The organism is Yersinia sp. J1, assembly GCF_050586585.1.
Taxonomy (GTDB): Bacteria; Pseudomonadota; Gammaproteobacteria; order Enterobacterales; family Enterobacteriaceae; genus Yersinia; species Yersinia entomophaga.
The window spans coordinates 891,472-909,628 of sequence record NZ_JBOBDP010000001.1 but is presented as its reverse complement, the minus strand read 5'-3'; the positions used below and the strand labels follow the sequence as shown (position 1 = coordinate 909,628).

The window sequence follows — 18,157 nt, the reverse complement described above, 5'->3', positions numbered from 1 at the left end:
TTTATTAGTTGAGTACCCGGCCTGGCAGCATCAAGAATTTTCGCTGACGGGAGAATGACAAGTCAGAGCCAGTGGAATGTGGCTCATTTATGGCATGGATTAACAACGATAAGGTCATCAATTATGCAATATTTTCGTTATGCATTATGTGCCGCTGTGGTCGGGGCATCCCTCGGCTCGGCCTATGCCGCTGAGGTGCCGCCGGGTACACAATTAGCTGATAAACAAGAGATTGTTCGCCATATTAAGGATGAGCCTGCTTCTTTGGATCCGATAAAAGCGGTTGGTTTGCCGGAAGCGCAGGTCGCGCGAGATTTGTTTGAAGGGCTGGTGAATCAGGATGCCAACGGCAAAGTTATTCCGGGCGTAGCGGAGAAATGGCAAACTTCAGATAATCAAATCTGGCTATTTACGCTGCGTAAAGACGCGCGCTGGTCCAATGGCGATCCGGTGACTGCTAATGATTTTGTGTATAGCTGGCAGCGTTTGGTCGATCCCAAAAATCTGTCGCCTTTTGCCTGGTTTGCGCAATTAGCTGGTTTAAATAACGCGGAACAGATTATTGCCGGTAAATTACCGGCGGATCAATTGGGCGTTAGCGCAGTGGATAATTACACGCTTAAAGTTCAACTGAGTAAGCCAGTGCCTTATTTTGTAAGCCTGATGGCAAATTTCAGTATGTTCCCAGTTCATAAAGCAACGGTTGAGAAATATGGCAATAACTGGACTAAAGTGGGTAATTTGGTCGGTAACGGTGCTTTTAAATTACAAGACCGCGTGGTAAATGAAAAACTGGTGCTGGTACCCAATGAAAATTATTGGGATCACGCCCATACGGTGCTGACCAAAGTGACGTTTATTCCGATTAATCAGGAATCCAACGCGACTAAACGTTATCAGGCCGGTGATATCGATATCACTGAGTCCTTCCCGAAAAACATGTACCAGAAGCTGTTAAAAGATATTCCTGGGCAGGTTTATACTCCGGATCAGCTCGGGACGTATTATTACGCGTTTAATACTCAGCGGGCGCCAACCAACGATGTTCGTGTGCGTAAAGCGCTGTCTTACGCGATCGATCGTAAAATTATTGCGGAAAAAGTATTAGGTACCGGAGAGAAGCCAGCTTATCACTTTACCCCAGACGTGACGGCTGGATATAAGCCGACGGATAATTTCTTACAGCAGCACAGTCAGGCTGAATTAGATGCGCAGGCGAAAGCGTTGATGAATGCGGCGGGCTATGGCCCGAATAATCCGTTAAAACTTTCGCTGTTGTATAACACTTCGGAAAACCACCAAAAACTGGCGATTGCGGTCGCCTCAATGTGGAAGAAAAAACTGGGCGTGGATGTCAAGCTGGTTAACCAGGAATGGAAAACTTATATAGATAGCCGCAATACCGGCAATTTTGACGTGGTGCGTGCATCCTGGGTTGGGGATTATAATGAGCCGTCAACCTTCCTGTCGTTATTAACATCCAGTCACAGCGGGAATATAGCCAAATTCAATAATGCGGATTACGATAAACTGATGGCGGATACCAGCAAACAAACTAATGCCAAAGCGCTGAATGCTGATTATAACAAAGCCGAGCAGATTCTCGCCGAGCAGGCGCCGATTGCACCTATTTATCAATATACCAATGGCCGCTTAATTAAGCCTTGGGTAAAAGGTTATCCGATTACCAATCCGGAAGATGTAGCCTACAGTCAAACGATGTACATCATTAAACATTGATCTGCGTTTTGCAGTGAATATCCATCGTTAGTTTATTCAGTATCATAAAATCCCTGTAATCTGGTTACGGGGATTTTTTATCCTAACAACTCCGCCAAACCGATTCATTCCCCTCTAATGCTTAGCCAATTCTGGCTTATCCGTGCCTTGTCGGCTTTAAACTTCAAGAAGTTAAGGCTAGACTGAATCATTCCTATGCTGAAGGTCGGTGATTGAGGAGAATAGGGTTGTGGATGAGGTCGAAGGAAAAGCACTTCAGGTTTCGGACGCGGTTTACGCGTATCAACTCGATGGTAAAGGTGGCGTAACGCCCATAGCCCCAGACGCCGTAGCAACGGCTCAACATCCGTGTTGGCTGCATTTGGACTATACCCGTCAGGACAGTATCGATTGGCTACGCAATACGCCCTTGCTACCGGAAGTGGTGCGAGATGGTTTGTCCGGCGACAGTATGCGGCCAAAAGTGACGCGGCTGGGCGACGGAACGATGATCACTTTGCGTGGCATCAATTTTAACGCCGATGCCCGCCCGGATCAGCTGGTGACTATCCGCGTTTATATGACGGATAAACTTATTGTTTCTACCCGACATCGACGGATTTACTCTATAGATGATGTTCTTAACGATCTACAAAGTGGCACTGGCCCAACGGATAGCGGTAGATGGTTGGTAGAGATAGCCGATGGGTTGACCGATCACACCAATGAATTTATCGAAGATTTACACGATAAAATCATCGATCTGGAAGATGATTTGTTAGAGCAGCAGGTTCCCGCGCGCGGGCAAATGGCGCTATTACGCAAGCAACTGATTGTTTTACGGCGCTATATGGCTCCACAGCGTGATGTGTTCTCGCGTCTGGCCAGCGAGCGGCTACCGTGGATGAATGATGACGATCGGCGCAGAATGCAGGAGATTTCCGAAAGGTTAGGGCGAGGATTGGAAGATTTAGATTCCAGTATTGCTCGTACCGCAGTGCTGGCAGATGAAATCAGTTCGTTAATGGCAGATGCGATGAACCGCCGAACGTATACCATGTCGCTATTGGCCATGGTTTTTCTGCCGACAACCTTTTTAACCGGGCTGTTTGGCGTCAACCTCGGCGGTATTCCCGGTAATGAAGCTCGATTCGGTTTTGCTGCTTTCTGCATGATGTTAGTTGCTTTGGTGCTTGCTGTTGCCTGGTGGTTAAAACGCAGTAAATGGTTATAACTCAGCAAGATAGCGATAGTTGAAAAAGGTGGTAATAAACATGCTAATCCCTTCAATATTGAGCAATATCAACATTTGAGTTACCGGGCTCAGGCATTATCTATCTCGCAGGTGAATGCAACGTCAAGCGATGGGCGTTGTGCTCCATATTTGTAAGATTTTTAATTTTGTAGTACTGCATAGCACATTGATTGTTACGATGCCGGCGTTGAATAGACACCGGCATTTTTTTATGCGCAAAAACGACAGGCATAAAAAATGCCCGGATTACGGTGAATCCGAGCATTCGTATTCATTAACTAGTGGCTTTTTACTTAATTTCTACCACGTTAAGACGCTCAATCATCGGTTTCCCGTTTTCTTCATCTTCTTCTGGCTGCCAGCCTACCGGCTGCATCGGTAATTCTTCACGATCGAAAGCCAAATCGCCGCCATTAATCACTTCGCTGCCGTGGGTAATACTTTTAAAGTCAAACAGCGAACCGTCGTTTAAATGTGAAGGCACTACATTTTGCGTGGCACTAAACATCGTTTCGATACGGCCCGGATACTGTTTATCCCAATCACGCAGCATATCGCGGATGACCTGACGCTGTAGGTTTGGTTGTGAACCGCAAAGGTTGCACGGAATGATCGGGAATTCACGCGCTTCAGCAAAACGTTCGATATCTTTCTCACGGCAGTAGGCCAGTGGGCGGATAACCACATGCTTTCCGTCATCACTCATCAATTTTGGTGGCATACCTTTCAGCTTGCCGCCGTAGAACATGTTGAGGAATAGCGTTTGCAGAATGTCATCACGATGGTGACCCAGCGCAATCTTCGTTGCTCCCAGCTCTGTCGCCGTGCGGTAAAGAATGCCGCGTCGTAAACGAGAGCACAGTGAACAGGTGGTTTTACCTTCCGGAATAATATCTTTCACAATCCCGTAGGTGTTTTCTTCAACGATCTTGTATTCCACACCCAATTTTTCCAGATAGGCTGGCAGAATATGTTCGGGGAATCCAGGCTGTTTTTGATCCAGATTAACCGCAATCAGCGTGAAATTAATTGGCGCGCTTTTTTGCAGGTTCTGCAAAATATCCAGCATGGTGTAGCTGTCTTTGCCGCCAGACAGGCAGACCATAATGCGGTCGCCTTCCTCAATCATATTAAAATCGGCAATAGCCTGACCCACATTGCGGCGTAGTCTTTTCTGCAATTTATTCAGGTTGTACTGTTCTTTTTTGTTAATTTCTTGTTTTTCTAACATTTAATCATAACTCGTATTCAGTTGGGGCATGGTGATACATAGCTTCTATAGTGTGAGTTTATCATTCTATAAACCAATTTGATCACTATTCATTTGCGTTGAGCAGATACAACGGATTCTCGGGAAGCCGTCGAGCGTTATCATGCCCCATTTGTGCAGTCGTCAAAGCCGGTTTGCGCTACAAAATAACCACCATATGTATAGGTGTGGCGCGTACGGTAAGGCTTGCGAAGCCGAATGCCAACGTGTGATTCATCGTTCTAGTCAGTCCAATGTCATTCAAAATACTAGCGGTTGATCTTTTGCTTTATTTCTTTGCAAGTGAACGTATATTTCTTATCGGTTTCTTTGACTTTATTTGAAATATAGTCAGTAAGGTTAAGTATTTCTTTATGATAATGAGATCGTATTTTCATCACTTTGCCCCAGCACTCTATGGCTATCTCATTACGTTGGTCTAACTCATGGCACTTTTGGGTATTGTCAGGATGGTTTAGGCCTCTGAGAACGAAACATAACTCATTGAGTTTTGAATAATCATCTTTACCTTCACATTCTAATATTTGATCTGCGGATCTATCTTCTTGTTCAGACTGAAATGCTGTGCCTGCGTATAACACGCAAATCCGGTTAATTAAATATGTTTTGACATCAGCCAGGTTCTTTAATGAGGGCGCTAAATCAATGTGCGATGTACCAGAATGCGAAAATCCAGAGTGTCATTTTTTTATCTCTATTTTTATATTTCCCGGATTTAGTTTTAATTTATTAGCTACAAACCAGTGCCCAACTTCGTGGTGTATAACATTGTTCTTATATGTCTCAAAATCCACGTTTATTCCCTTTTAGTGATTCAAGTTGTCAGTCGTAAATGTAAACATGAAACGGATGATAGTGCTTTAGTTAGAATCAAAAGAACCGTAAGTATGATTGATTTAAAACGAGTTTATCAAGTCTATTGATAGATAGATGTTATTGATGTGTTGAAATAAACATCATTGCTTTCGCTAATGCGAAACATCTCGCAAAAGCCAATAAAAAAGCCAGTCAATCTTGGTTCGACTGGCTTAATGAATTAACCTCAGTGGGCCGGATTACTCCGTAGGCGCTTTTTCAGCCTTACCAGCGAGCAGGCTGAGGAAATCATAGCGTTTCTTCAGATCTTTCTCGGCGCTGGCGTATAGCTGGGCGGCCACCTCAGGTTCCTGCGTATTGAGGCGGCGGAAACGCTGCTCTTTCAGCAAGGTGGCGGTGAGATCGCTGCTCGGAGGGCGAGAATCCAGTGCCAAAGCGGCTTTTCCCTCGTCGGCTCGGCGCGGATCGAAGCGATAAAGTGGCCAGAATCCGGTGGCTGTCAGCTGTTTCATTTGGTCGTGGCTGTAGGCCAGATCGTAGCCGTGCTCCTCGCAAGGGCTGTAGGCGATGATCAGCGATGGCCCTGGATAGGCCTCGGCTTCCTGAATGGCTTTTACCGTTTGGTTGAGCTGGGCTCCCAACGAGATTTGCGCGACATAAACATGACCGTACATCATCATACTGACGCCCAAATCTTTACGTGCCTTACGCTTACCGTGCTCACCAAATTTGGTGACTGCGCCTAGCGGGGTGGCTTTAGACTGCTGGCCACCGGTATTGGAGTAACATTGGGTATCCAGCACCAGCACATTGACGTTCTCTGTCAGGCTGAGTACGTGATCCAGGCCACCGAAACCAATGTCGTAGGCCCAACCATCGCCTCCTATCAGCCAGATGGATTTGTCGACCAGATAGTCTGCATCGGTGGCTAACTGTATGGCGTCATTACCGTCGATATTCGCCAATAACGTGCGTAATTGGTTAACTTGCAGGCGACGTACTTCCGGCGTAGCTTCACTGAGCAACTGGTCAACCAACTCTGGCGGCAACTGCGGAGCCAGAGTGTTTAGCAGGCGCAATACCCGCTGCCGGTGTTGATCAACCGTCAGGCGGAAACCCAAACCAAACTCGGCGTTATCTTCAAACAGCGAGTTGGCCCAGGCAGGCCCGCGTCCGTCGGCGTTGGTGGTGTAAGGCGTGGTAGGTAGGTTGCCACCGTAAATGGACGAACAACCGGTGGCGTTGGCAATCAGCAGTCTGTCACCGTACAGCTGGGTTAATAGCTTGATATATGGTGTTTCACCGCAGCCAGAACAGGCTCCGGAGTACTCAAACAGCGGAGAAATCAACTGTGAAGTGCGGATATCTATACGTTCCATTTGAGTTTTATCGATCTCTGGCAGATTGAGGAAAAAATCATAGTGCGATTTTTCTTCGGCCAGATGAGCTAGACGTGGCTCCATATTGATCGCTTTAACCTCAGGATTCTGGCGATCTTTGGCGGGGCAAACCTCATAACATAAATTACAGCCGGTACAGTCTTCCGGGGCGACTTGCAGTACATATTTTTGACCACGCATATCCCGAGCTTTTACATCAAGGGATTGCAGACTGTCTGGTGCTCCGGCCATCGCCTCAGGCTGAACCACTTTAGCTCGGATAGCCGAATGAGGGCAGGCTGCCACACAGTGGTTACACTGGGTACAGAGATCGGGCCGCCAGAGAGGAATGTTTTCCGCAATATTGCGTTTTTCCCATTGGGTGGTACCTACAGGCCAGGTGCCATCTGGCGGAAAGGCAGAAACAGGTAGGGCATCGCCTAAACCAGCCAGCATGGTGGCAGTGACAGTTTTAACGAAGTCAGGTGCCTGATCGGAGACAATCGGTGGGCGCATTGGGCTACTGGAATCGATAGGTTCCAGTGGGATTTCTATCAACGCATCGAGGGTGGCATCCAGCGCCTGCCAGTTGCGTTCAACGATTTCAGTTCCTTTGCTACTATAACTGCGCTCAATGGCATCCCGTAATTGCTGCATCGCCATATCGGTTGGCAGGATCTGGGTTAAATGGAAAAAGGCCATTTGCATCACGGTATTGATGCGCGCGCCCAATTTGCATTCGCGGGCAATTTTCGCTGCATTAATCACGTAAAAACGAGCGTTGCGCTGGTGCAGCACGGCCTGAACTTCCTGCGGCAAGCGCTGCCACATATCGTCGGCGCTAAACGGGGTATTCAACAGGAAAATACCTCCCGGCTTCAAGCGCTCGGCCATTTGATAGAGATCGATAAACTGGAGCTGGTGGCAGCCGACAAAGTCCGCTTGGCTGACCAGATAGGCTGAATTGATGGGTGTGGGGCTAACGCGCAGGTGGGAAACCGTCAGACCGCCTGCTTTTTTGGAGTCATAGACAAAATAGCCCTGAGCGTACATAGAAGTGCTATTGCCAATGATTTTGATGTTATTTTTCGTGGCGGAAACCGAACCGTCACTGCCCAAACCGTAGAACAACGCTTCAAGCGTGGCGCGCTGGGGAATGGTTTCCGTGGTTAATGGTAGAGACAGGCCGGTCACATCGTCAAAAATACCCACGGTAAAGCGGGGGCGCGGCATATCCAGCGCTAATTCCTTGAAAATAGCTAACGCGCAGTCGGGGCCGAATTCTTTTGAAGATAGGCCATAACGTCCGCCAATAACTTTGGGTAAAGTCGGGCGTTCACCGCGACTGTAGGCCTCCGCCAACGCGGTCATAACATCCAGATACAGTGGTTCGGCTAATGCGCCAGGTTCTTTAGTTCGATCCAGAACGGCTATTTTACTGGCTGAGCCAGGCAGCACATTCAGTAAATGTGAGGCAGAGAAAGGGCGGAATAATCTAACTTTCAGAACGCCGACTTTCTCTCCGCGCGTCAACAGCGTGTCTATGACTTCCTCGCAGGTACCACTGGCTGAACCCATTAGAATGATAACGCGATCCGCCTGCGGGTGGCCGTAGTATTCAAATGGTTTATATTCCCGACCGGTTGCGGCGGCAAAAGCTTCCATAGCTTCGGCAACATGTTGATAGGTTGCGTTGTACCAAGGGTTGGTGGCTTCTCGTGACTGGAAATAGGTATCCGGATTAGCGGAGGTGCCACGCACGACAGGATGATCCGGTGATAGCGCCCGGCTGCGGTGCTCATCTATGCCTTTTTGCGGCAATAGTTGGCGTAAAGTATCGTCACTGAGAGAAACAATTTTGTTGATTTCGTGGGAGGTACGGAAACCATCAAAGAAATGAATAAATGGAATGCGACTATTCAGAGTCGCCATTTGAGAAATCAGTGCAAAATCTTGTGCTTCCTGCACGTTACTGGCGCACAGCATCGCGCAACCGGTCTGGCGAACGGCCATAACGTCAGAATGATCGCCAAAAATTGACAGCGCATGGGTTGCAACGGTGCGAGCGGCAACGTGTAAAACGAATGGAGTTAATTCACCGGCCAACTTATACAGGGTCGGAATCATTAACAGTAAACCCTGGGATGAGGTGAATGAGGTGGACAGCGCTCCGGTTTGTAATGCGCCGTGAACCGTGGCAATGGCCCCGCCTTCCGACTGCATTTCAACGACTCTGGGTATATCGCCCCAGATATTAACTTTACCATCGCCAGACCAGGCGTCTGCCTGTTCAGCCATTGTGGAGCTTGGCGTGATAGGATAAATAGCAATAACTTCACTGGCGCGGTAAGCCACTGAGGCTACGGCACTGTTACCGTCAGTTGTGATCATTAATTGTACCTTTACATTGCTCGTCATGCTGAGACCGGGGAGATAACTGTCTGTCCCTGACTTCTGTTATAAGGAAAGTCTAGCAGAGAGATTTTTTGCCTCTTATCGTGTTTGTGTGTAGGTAAAAAAAGGAAAAAAATAATAGAATGACGCTGACAGGCATATTTCTGTGGGGGAGGCTCGAGATTAAGTTATCGCAGAAAATAATTATTACAATTAGAAAACTATTTATTACAGCCATGTGAATGTCGCAGAAAAATCAACCTGACGTGGCCAATACATGTAAAATTACGGTTAATTCCGCTGTGTATTTAACCGGCATTGATTTGAGAATGGCATACTTTACTCTCAAATGCTGATATTGAAATGAGAAAAAGATTATGACTGGATTTTTGTATTTGATGATGGCCATTGTGGCGGAAGTTATCGCAACTACTTTATTAAAGGCTTCAGAAGGTTTTACTCGTTTGGTGCCGTCTATTTTTGTCGTTATTGGCTATGGTATTGCTTTTTGGGGACTTTCTCAGGTCGTTAAAACTATGCCATTAGGCATCGCCTATGCTATCTGGTCTGGGTTGGGGATTGTTCTGGTCTCGGTTGCCGCGACTTTTATGTATCAGCAAAAGCTGGATTGGGCGGCGATTTTGGGGATGACGTTGATTATTTCCGGAGTGTTGGTGATTAATTTGCTGTCTAAAACCACAATGCATTAATTGTTTTGATTCCCCCGCACAGTTTTACTTCCTTTATTTATTGAACAAAGGAAATACCGTACGGGGGAAAGGGCATCAACGAATATCTAGCGTATGGACACCCTCGATAGTCAGCAATTGCTGATATATTTTGTCGGCACTTCTTTTTGGTGACAATGTCACTTCCATGGTTAATTCACAGTCTGCATTTTCGCTGTTTCTATCTCGCTGAGTGACGGAAAGATTAATAGGGCGAATACGCATTTTCTGCAAAGAAACTAAGACCGTCGGCACCGATTCAGGCAGTAACCGTATCAGCACATAATGATGATGTCCCATCAAACGGTTGCTCAATTGACGGAACACTTCCAGAACCACCAGCGTCATCAACGTGCCGTAAATACCGATTTCGTATAATCCACTCCCAATGACCAGGCCAATAGCGGCCGTCACCCACATACCGGCGGCGGTGGTGAGCCCTTTTACCATCTGTTTCTGAATCATAATTGTACCGGCGCCGAGGAAGCCCATGCCACTAACCACCTGTGCCGCCACGCGGCTAGGGTCAAAGCTGACGTGCCCCAGAGCCAGCAAATCATCAAAACCGTATTTAGAAACGATCATAAACATGGCGCTACCAATGCCCACCAGAATATGAGTACGCAAGCCTGCTTCTTTAGAACGTAATTGACGCTCGATGCCAATTAATCCACCTAGTGCGCCCGCCAAGGCTATTCGTAGCAATAAGTCTGTAATCATGATTTTTCCCGTTATATTTTTTGTGCGATGAGACTACGCATGTCAAACACGATAATAATTATCTCAATAGGCCGCGTTTATTTTCCAAGCTGGTTATGTAAATAACAACTACATTTAATTGTTCTGATATGTACCGTATATACTGAGTTCAAATTATAACAAATATTGATAAAGTCACTCGACGCTGATGGAACGGCTCAGATATGATATCGGGCGCTTATCTTCTGTAATTTCGACAGTCTGTTTATGCTCTGGAGCGTAACAATGAAAGCATCATCTTGTTTGGTCGCCGGCGCCGTATTATTTTTAGCCGCCTGTAGCAGCAACTCAAATGACGATTATATTCCTGAACAGCAGGCAACCAGCGCCAGCGTCCACCACGTCAATATGTCTAATCCGGCATCGGTTAACTGCGCTAATGCGGGGGGAGTATTAACGCTAGCCAAACAGCTAAATGGTGGAAGTATCGGAATGTGCCAGTTACCTGACGGAAAGCGCTGCGAAGAGTGGGCGTTGATGCGCGGAGCCTGTCCGGCGAGCTAATAAAACGGTTCTGAAGTTACAGGTTATTAAGACTATGGCAGTGAAATTCGATTGCCATAGTCTACCTGAGGCACAATACAGGCTTAGCTTACCCAGTCGCGGCTGGTATAAACCAAGGTGTGGCTGCCGTTATTCAGGGTTAACTCGCCTTTATTCAAGGTCACTTTGGCACCGCTAGCCAGAACCTCGCCAATCAAGGTATCCCATTGGTTTAACTGAGGATCGTTGCACATCATGCGCGTGCCAGCCAAAGCCTTAACAGTAAGAACGCTGTCTTTCAACTCACCTTGTCCCATAAAACGATTACACATTGCGCCAGAAATGTGCATTTTTTCACCGAACTCAATGCTCGGCATATTGCCTTGCTGATTTTTTGGCGATTGACCGTCGACGCTCACCAACACGAAATTATGATGCTGTAAATCCCCAGCGGTAATTTGATTAGCCGTATTTTGGCTCTGATTCATACCGCAACCCGCTAATAGAATTCCCGCGATAGCCAATGGAATAATTTTTTTCATGTTCTCTCCTGATGAGGTAATTGCGTCGTCCGTACAGACGAATACCTTGATTAATTTAAGTATATGATACCAAACCCTGGGTTTGTTAACCGCGCTATATGATAAAAGTGAGGGATAACAAGAGTTTTCTTATCAGAATTGCAGCCATTCTTAATCGGTCAAGGGGAATGTTTTTTGAGTTATTTCACCGTTGGCATGAGCACAAAGCAGAGGGAAATACTTATATTCGACGAGGGCGAGTAGTTCAGGGGCAATAAACAAAGGTAACTGGAAATAAAACAGGGTGCGCAGAACACACCCTGTATAAATAACGAAATGGCATTCAACCTATTATGCGTTCAATAGGTTAGGGCAAGGTAAACCCTGGTCGAGTTGCTGAATATTTTGCATGGTAGTTTCGGAAATGCTGGTTAACGCCTCTTCGGTCAGGAACGCCTGATGGCCGGTGAAGAGTACGTTATGACATGAAGACAGACGGCGGAATACGTCGTCCTGAATCACGTCGTTGGATTTATCTTCAAAGAACAAATCTCGTTCATTTTCATACACATCCATACCAAGAGAGCCGATTTTCTGCTGCTTCAGCGCTTCAATAGCCGCCGTAGAGTCAATCAAAGCACCGCGGCTGGTATTGATGATCATGACGCCATTTTTCATCTGATCAAAGGCATCTTTATTTAACAGATGATGGTTTTCTGGCGTTAGCGGGCAGTGCAGAGAAATAACGTCAGATTTTGCATACAACGTTTTCAAATCAACATATTCTGCACCTAACTCCAAGGCCTGATCACTAGGGTAAGGATCGTAGGCCAGCAGATTCATGCCGAAACCTTTCAGAATACGCATTGTGGCTACGCCGATTTTGCCGGTACCAATCACCCCGGCGGTACGGCCATGCATATTAAAACCGATTAAACCTTCCAGAGAGAAGTTGGCATCGCGGGTACGTTGATAAGCACGGTGAATACGGCGATTCAGGCTCATCATCATGCCTACTGTATGCTCCGCTACTGCCTCTGGAGAATAGGCTGGTACGCGAACCACTTTAATGCCCAGCTCTTTGGCTGCATCTAAATCAACGTTATTGAAACCAGCGCAACGCAGCGCCAGTATTTTCACGCCCATATCGGCTAATTCAGTTAATACTTCACGGCTACCGTCATCGTTGACGAAGAGACAAACTGCCTGACAGCCTACGGCAGTTTTTGCCGTTTTCGGGCTAAGCAGAAAATCGAAAAACTCCAGTTCAAAGCCAAACTTCTGGTTTACCAACTCAAGATATTTACGGTCATACTGCTTGGTACTGTAAATGGCTAATTTCATCATGATTTCTCCGCCAAAATATTGTGATCAAAGTATCAGAATTTAATAAATCATACAATTTGTTAGAGTAAGGGAGTGATGGCGCTCCCGATGTATTATCTATATTACTTAGGGATTTAGTTATGCTACATAATAACAGCAGTCAGAAATTTGTTATGCTAAGTGCAGCGGTTTAGGAAACACAGTTCATAAAACAAGGCCAATAATGATTAAAAGCCTAAAAATAATCGGTTGGCTACTGTTCGCCAGCGTGATTCTAGTCGTCGCGTTATGGAAAACTTTGCCTCAATGGTTACCGAAAGTTGCAGCCCATTGGTTGCCAGCCGGTAGCCAACTCATTTTAGCCCATACGCCGGTTTGGCGTGACGGAGCCTTACATGTGGATGGTCTGCGTTTTCTGGCAAAAACCTGTCCGTTAGTCGATCTTGGTGATACCCGACTTTCTTATAAAGAAGGGCGTTGGGGAATTCAGACTAAAACATTGGCAATGGATACCGAGTGCTTGAGTCAGTTGACGTCGGACGACCCAGAGTCAACGTCGCAAAATCTGGCCGACTGGCAACGTCGCCTTTCTTCTCTCGACCTGCATATTGATAATCTTTCTGTCACCCCTTGGCAACAGTATGGCGGCGCGTTGTCATTCACTACGGCAAAAGCTGGTCAGGTTATTGATTACCAAGGTGATAAATTGCGTTTTAACGCCACTTTGGATAATCAGCAACAACTGCATTTACAGCAGTTTGTTTTGGCTATTCCCGGAAGCGTTCAACCGCTTCGGTTAAGCGGAACATTAAGTATTCCCTTGTCATTGGACGCGTTGCCGACAAGAGGGCAACTGGCCGGCGAATTCACAACGCCTTATATGGAACAGCCCTTGCTGGTGGCTTTACATTGGCAACAGCAACAGGGAGAGTTGACCCTGACGGAGCGAGGCGGAGATAAAGCGCTGATTACGCTGCCCTGGCAGGTTGCCGCCAGGCATATCCAAATTAATCAAGGCGTTTGGCAGTGGCCTTATGCTCAGCAGCCGTTGAGCGGCGGCGTAAATCTGACGGTACAGGATTGGAGTGAAGGGTTTGATCAGGCGGTGATTACTGCTCGAATCAACGTAATTACCTCCGGTCAAAATGGCAAGGGCAACGCAGTTCTGACATTAGGCCCAGGTCACTTAAGTTTGATCGACAGCGATCTGCGTTTCCAGATTAGCGGTCAGGCTAATTTGTCCAATCTGATATTGAATGGCACTTTGCCGGGAATATTGAGCGGTTCGGTGCTCAACCCGACGCTGTTATTGTCTCCCGGTGCGTTGCTCCGTGCTTACGGTGATATTACGCCAGAATTACGCTTGAATGATGCTCGCTGGCCGTTGGCGGGAGTACGAATGACTGCCGCCGGGATTAACGGCCGTTTGCAGGCGATAGTGAATGCACGGGATCGCTACTGGGGTAATGTAAAACTGCATCTGGATGGCAGCGCGCAAAACTTTTTGCCAGATAGCGGTATCTGGCAATGGCGCTATTGGGGCAAAGGCGATTTACCTCCCCTGGCTGCTCGCTGGGATATTGCCGGGAAAGGGCGTTGGCAAGATTCTTTAATTCATTTGGATCAGCTTTCTACCGGTTTTGATCAGATAAAGTATGGGATGGTCAATGTATTCTCACCGAGACTGACGTTAACGGAACCGCTGATGTGGCAGCGCAATGGCGAACAAGCGGCGTTCAACGGCAATATGCAGTTAACGGCCAAACGCGTGGCGTTGAGCGATGGAGGCTATCTTCCTGCAACGGTGATGAATTTGCGCCTTAAGGGCACTAATCCGGATGATTTCCAGTTTCAGGGGGATTTAGCGGCACAGCAAATTGGGCCAATCCCTTTGCGAGGGCGTTGGGACGGAGAGCGTTTGAGAGGGGAAGCCTGGTGGCCGAAACAATCTTTGCAGGTATTTCAGCCCTTGCTATCCCCTAATCTCGGTATCAAATTGCGTGACGGCGAGTTTTATGCGCAAGCCGCATTTTCTGCCGCGCGTGAGCAAGGTTTTACCGCCGGTGGACACTGGGTGGTCAAACAGGGCGGTATGTGGCTCAAGGACGGCGAAATGAGCGGTCTGGATTTTGTGATGTCTTATCGCCTGAAAGACCATCAGTGGCAGCTTGGAGCTAAAGAACCGGTGACTCTGCGAATTGCCGCCTTAACCAATTTGTTTGAAATGCAAAATATTACGGCCGATCTGCAGGGCACTTATCCGTACACCGAGAAAAAACCATTAACCCTCAGTAACGTGGGAATGGATATTCTGGATGGACATTTAAGCCTGTCGGCATTGCGTTTACCACAGCACGATGCGGCGGTGCTGAAATTAAAACAGGTCGATTTAAGCGCTTTGTTTACCGTTTTGAAGCCCAAGCAATTTGCTATGTCTGGCAAGGTCGACGGCGAGTTGCCGCTCTTTCTAAACGATCCGCAGTGGCTGGTACGCGACGGCTGGATTGCCAACGCAGGATTACTGACTCTGCGTTTGGATAAGGATCTGGCGGATTCTATTGGCGAAAGCAACGTTGCCACCGGTGCCGTGATTGACTGGCTGCGCTATCTGGAGATTTCTCACTCCTATGCCAAGGTGAGTCTGAATAATCTGGGTGAGTTGACGTTGCAATCTAAAATTCACGGCGTCAATACTCAGAAAAACGCGAAGCGTGCGATTGTGTTGAATTACACCCATCAGGAAAACGTATTTCAACTGTGGCGCAGTCTGCGTTTTGGCGACAACCTGCAGGAATGGTTGGAGCAGACGCTTTCTATGCCGACGGCACCTGTTGCTGCGGCGTCAGATTCAGATGATAAGGTTGCCACAAAATAGTGTGCATCCGTTAAAACTAGGGTGAAAGCGCTAACCGCATCGTGTTTGCCTGCGCCTGCTTAGGCTTGAAATCACAGGGAAGCTCATTAGTCACTCGTCGCTAAAAAATGTATTAACTCTATTAGATGTTTGATATTTAACATAATTTACAAGTTTCAGCCACTTGCAATGGGCTTTCCTTTCCCCCACAGACTAGGGCAGTATACCGATATAAATTTGCGCGCTTTCTGCGTCGATATATGTTTCATAGTCGGTAGCAAAACGTCGTTTTACCTCAGGGTGCTGTTCAAAATAAGCCCAGACATCGCCCCACGCCTGAATAATGGCCGCTGGCATTGGCCCATTAGCCTCAAAAACCAGATAAGACCCGGCTTGAATCTCAATTGAGTCTGCGTCCTCTGTTTTTTCTTTCACTGCGACGCAAGCCATTACGTCAAAATAACCGGTTACTCCGCCATCATAGGCAGTATAAATGCCATAAATCGGTGAGTTATCGAGCTTGTTTGGCGTGCATTCCGCCAGATTTTTGGAAAAAAACTCAGACCACAGACCGGTGATTTTGGCGGTTTTTTGATTAAATTCATCGTTATTCTGGGTACGAATGCGTAGGCCAGATACGGTGATGGGGGCGGAAAGCGTGGCGATGCGAGGTTCCATGTTGATTGCTCCATATTCAAATTATGTGGTTGGTATTGCGTAAATTCTACCTTGATGGCGACAGCATAAAGCTATTTATGCGTTGGGGAAGATTTTGCCGTAAATTATGCGTAGCGCTGCGCAAATTTGTTCGGTTGTCGGTGCTTAGCCGCGGTTAGCGGTAGAAACCGTCTTGGTTACGGTTATAATCAATTCAGTAGCTTATGGCAGGTGCTATCAGTGTGTAGGGAGGTTTTCCATTCACGGAGGGCTCTTTTCAGATAGGGTGATTAATTACAGCGTTATGCGGCGGTCGGGCATATCGACGAGGAAAACCAAATGAAGATGTTGGCAAAGCAGTATGGGGTAATCATCGTCTTAGGCACGCTGCTACTCAGTGGTTGTGTGCGGCTGGAGGTTGCGACGCCAGAGAAACCGATTACCATCAATATGAACGTAAAGATAGAGCATGAAATTCGCATCAAAGTCGATAAAGACGTAGAGAATTTATTGAAAAATCAATCTGAACTGTTCTAGGAGCCAACATGAAAAAGCAAACGAAATGGTGGGTTGGCCTTAGTCTGGTATTAAGCAGTTTATTGTTTAGCCCTGGCGCTTGGGCGCTGACATTAGATCAGGCCAAGCAGCAGGGACGAGTGGGGGAAACGCTTAGTGGCTACCTGGCACCGGTAAAGAAAGATGCCGAAACGCTGGCGCTGGTGGCGCAGATTAATGCGGCGAGAGAAGAAAAGTATCAGGAAGTGGCCAAAAATAACCACGTAACAACCGATGAAGTGGCCAAACTTGCAGGGCAAAAGTTGGTGAGTCGTGCTCAGCCGGGGGAATTTGTGCGGGGAATTAACGGCCAGTGGATGCAGCGTTGAGAAGGTAATTACCTGACCAGCGTCACTTTGCACGTCAAGCCGCAAAAAACGGTTATTGCTATTGCCGGGGGACACGAAAAACATCAGGCAATAAAAGCAGCGCTAAAAGGGCAATGGGTTAATGGGCTGGCGACTGATGAATAAAGTAAAAGTACGATGATGTTGTTAGACACGGACTCAATGAGGGAAACATTACGCCCGTAGACTGCCAGAGCTAAAAAAGCGCACCCGACGGTGCGCAATGACATATAACACTAATGGGTATGACGAGGGCCTAGCAAAATTCTGCCTCTATAGGGCGGAATTAAGCCGTAACTACCTGAACTAACATTTCTTTGGCTGCTGTCTGTGCTTTGGTTGCGATTTCAGGTCCGTAAGCGATACCTTCGGCGAATACGAATTCCACATCGGTAATACCGATGAAACCCAGGAACAGACGCAGGTAAGGAACAATAAGATCGGTTGGGGTATCTTTATGAATACCGCCGCGGCTGGTCAGGATAATGGCACGTTTGCCCGTGACCAGGCCTTCAGGGCCTTTTTCGGTATAACGGAATGTCACGCCAGCGCGGGCAATCAGATCGAAATAGTTCTTCAACTGAGTAGGAATGTTGAAGTTGTACATTGGAGCGGCAATAACGATCACGTCATGGCCTTGTAACTCGGCGATCAGCTCGTCGGAAAGAGCCAGAGCTTCTTGCTGACGCGGAGTCAGACCTGCATCAGAAGGACGAAGTGCGCCAACCAGTTCACCGTCTAAAACAGGAATCGGCTGAGCTGCCAGATCGCGCACGGTAATTTGGTCGCCGGCGTGAGCAGATTTCCATTCTTCAACAAAAAAATCGGCCAGTTGGTTGGACTGTGAGTGCGTTGCCAGAATGCTTGATTTAAGAACCAGAACTTTACTCATGGGAATTCCTTAATAGGTAACAGTGATATAAGGGGGATACCCTTTCAATGGAATACACTGTATTCATATTTTTCTAGTAGGGATAGCGCAATATTTTGCGTTCTTTGTTCGATTTTATTGAATAAAATTTGCGGAAGGCTACAACCCGCGGAATATAGGGCGGAAAAGCGGATTGTGTTACCATGTCTCGCAATATAGTCTA

Annotated in this window: 14 protein-coding genes and 1 pseudogene; 8 read left to right on the top strand and 7 right to left on the bottom strand. The window is 47.2% G+C overall.

Annotation, left to right across the window (positions count from 1 at the left end; genetic code table 11):
* Positions 1–123: 123 nt before the first annotated feature.
* Both ACQ4OC_RS03840 and zntB read left to right on the top strand, forming a co-directional pair.
* Positions 124–1,740, top strand: coding sequence for a peptide ABC transporter substrate-binding protein (locus tag ACQ4OC_RS03840; protein WP_064513878.1), 1,617 nt, complete (start codon positions 124–126; stop codon positions 1,738–1,740).
* A 229-nt stretch (positions 1,741–1,969) separates the two neighbouring features.
* Complete coding sequence (gene zntB, locus ACQ4OC_RS03835) at positions 1,970–2,953, top strand: zinc transporter ZntB (RefSeq protein WP_064513876.1); 984 nt, start codon at positions 1,970–1,972, stop codon at positions 2,951–2,953.
* A gap of 310 nt (positions 2,954–3,263) precedes the next feature.
* On the opposite strand, the gene ttcA is transcribed toward zntB, so the two are convergent.
* Positions 3,264–4,205, bottom strand: coding sequence for a tRNA 2-thiocytidine(32) synthetase TtcA (ttcA, locus tag ACQ4OC_RS03830; protein ID WP_064513875.1), 942 nt, complete (start codon positions 4,203–4,205; stop codon positions 3,264–3,266).
* A gap of 1,094 nt (positions 4,206–5,299) precedes the next feature.
* Positions 5,300–8,830 carry a pyruvate:ferredoxin (flavodoxin) oxidoreductase gene (gene nifJ, locus ACQ4OC_RS03825; protein WP_064513870.1) on the bottom strand — a complete coding sequence of 1,177 codons (3,531 nt, stop codon included), beginning with the start codon at positions 8,828–8,830 and terminating at the stop codon, positions 5,300–5,302.
* A 380-nt stretch (positions 8,831–9,210) separates the two neighbouring features.
* Here nifJ and ACQ4OC_RS03820 point away from each other — a divergent pair, with 380 nt between their 5' ends.
* Complete coding sequence (locus tag ACQ4OC_RS03820) at positions 9,211–9,543, top strand: DMT family transporter (RefSeq protein WP_064513869.1); 333 nt, start codon at positions 9,211–9,213, stop codon at positions 9,541–9,543.
* 75 nt (positions 9,544–9,618) lie between these two features.
* Here ACQ4OC_RS03820 and ACQ4OC_RS03815 read toward each other — a convergent pair whose 3' ends face one another.
* Positions 9,619–10,281: an MgtC/SapB family protein gene (locus ACQ4OC_RS03815; RefSeq protein ID WP_064513867.1), complete on the bottom strand. Its 663-nt coding sequence runs from the start codon at positions 10,279–10,281 to the stop codon at positions 9,619–9,621.
* Positions 10,282–10,545: 264 nt separating this feature from the next.
* Between ACQ4OC_RS03815 and ACQ4OC_RS03810 the strand changes: the two genes are divergently transcribed.
* Positions 10,546–10,824, top strand: a complete 279-nt coding sequence (locus ACQ4OC_RS03810) for a putative hemolysin (protein ID WP_064513865.1) — start codon at positions 10,546–10,548, stop codon at positions 10,822–10,824.
* A gap of 83 nt (positions 10,825–10,907) precedes the next feature.
* On the opposite strand, the gene hslJ is transcribed toward ACQ4OC_RS03810, so the two are convergent.
* Positions 10,908–11,345, bottom strand: coding sequence for a heat shock protein HslJ (hslJ, locus tag ACQ4OC_RS03805; protein ID WP_064513863.1), 438 nt, complete (start codon positions 11,343–11,345; stop codon positions 10,908–10,910).
* Between the two features lie 330 nt (positions 11,346–11,675).
* Positions 11,676–12,668: a 2-hydroxyacid dehydrogenase gene (locus ACQ4OC_RS03800; protein WP_064518272.1), complete on the bottom strand. Its 993-nt coding sequence runs from the start codon at positions 12,666–12,668 to the stop codon at positions 11,676–11,678.
* A 205-nt stretch (positions 12,669–12,873) separates the two neighbouring features.
* Between ACQ4OC_RS03800 and ACQ4OC_RS03795 the strand changes: the two genes are divergently transcribed.
* Positions 12,874–15,525, top strand: a complete 2,652-nt coding sequence (locus tag ACQ4OC_RS03795; RefSeq protein ID WP_120805531.1) for a YdbH family protein — start codon at positions 12,874–12,876, stop codon at positions 15,523–15,525.
* Positions 15,526–15,717: 192 nt separating this feature from the next.
* On the opposite strand, the gene ACQ4OC_RS03790 is transcribed toward ACQ4OC_RS03795, so the two are convergent.
* Positions 15,718–16,182, bottom strand: coding sequence for a GyrI-like domain-containing protein (locus ACQ4OC_RS03790; RefSeq protein WP_430970945.1), 465 nt, complete (start codon positions 16,180–16,182; stop codon positions 15,718–15,720).
* Between the two features lie 324 nt (positions 16,183–16,506).
* Between ACQ4OC_RS03790 and ACQ4OC_RS03785 the strand changes: the two genes are divergently transcribed.
* The 3 genes and pseudogenes from ACQ4OC_RS03785 to ACQ4OC_RS03775 all read left to right on the top strand — a co-directional run.
* Positions 16,507–16,698, top strand: coding sequence for a YnbE family lipoprotein (locus tag ACQ4OC_RS03785; RefSeq protein ID WP_120805595.1), 192 nt, complete (start codon positions 16,507–16,509; stop codon positions 16,696–16,698).
* Positions 16,699–16,706: 8 nt separating this feature from the next.
* Complete coding sequence (locus ACQ4OC_RS03780) at positions 16,707–17,045, top strand: YdbL family protein (RefSeq protein WP_064513855.1); 339 nt, start codon at positions 16,707–16,709, stop codon at positions 17,043–17,045.
* Positions 17,046–17,057: 12 nt separating this feature from the next.
* Positions 17,058–17,189, top strand: a pseudogene (locus ACQ4OC_RS03775) (sugar-binding domain-containing protein); the annotation flags it as partial.
* Between the two features lie 160 nt (positions 17,190–17,349).
* Here ACQ4OC_RS03775 and azoR read toward each other — a convergent pair.
* Positions 17,350–17,955 (bottom strand): FMN-dependent NADH-azoreductase, encoded by a 606-nt coding sequence (azoR, locus tag ACQ4OC_RS03770; protein WP_064513853.1) that lies wholly within the window; start codon positions 17,953–17,955, stop codon positions 17,350–17,352.
* Between the last annotated feature and the right edge of the window lie 202 nt (positions 17,956–18,157).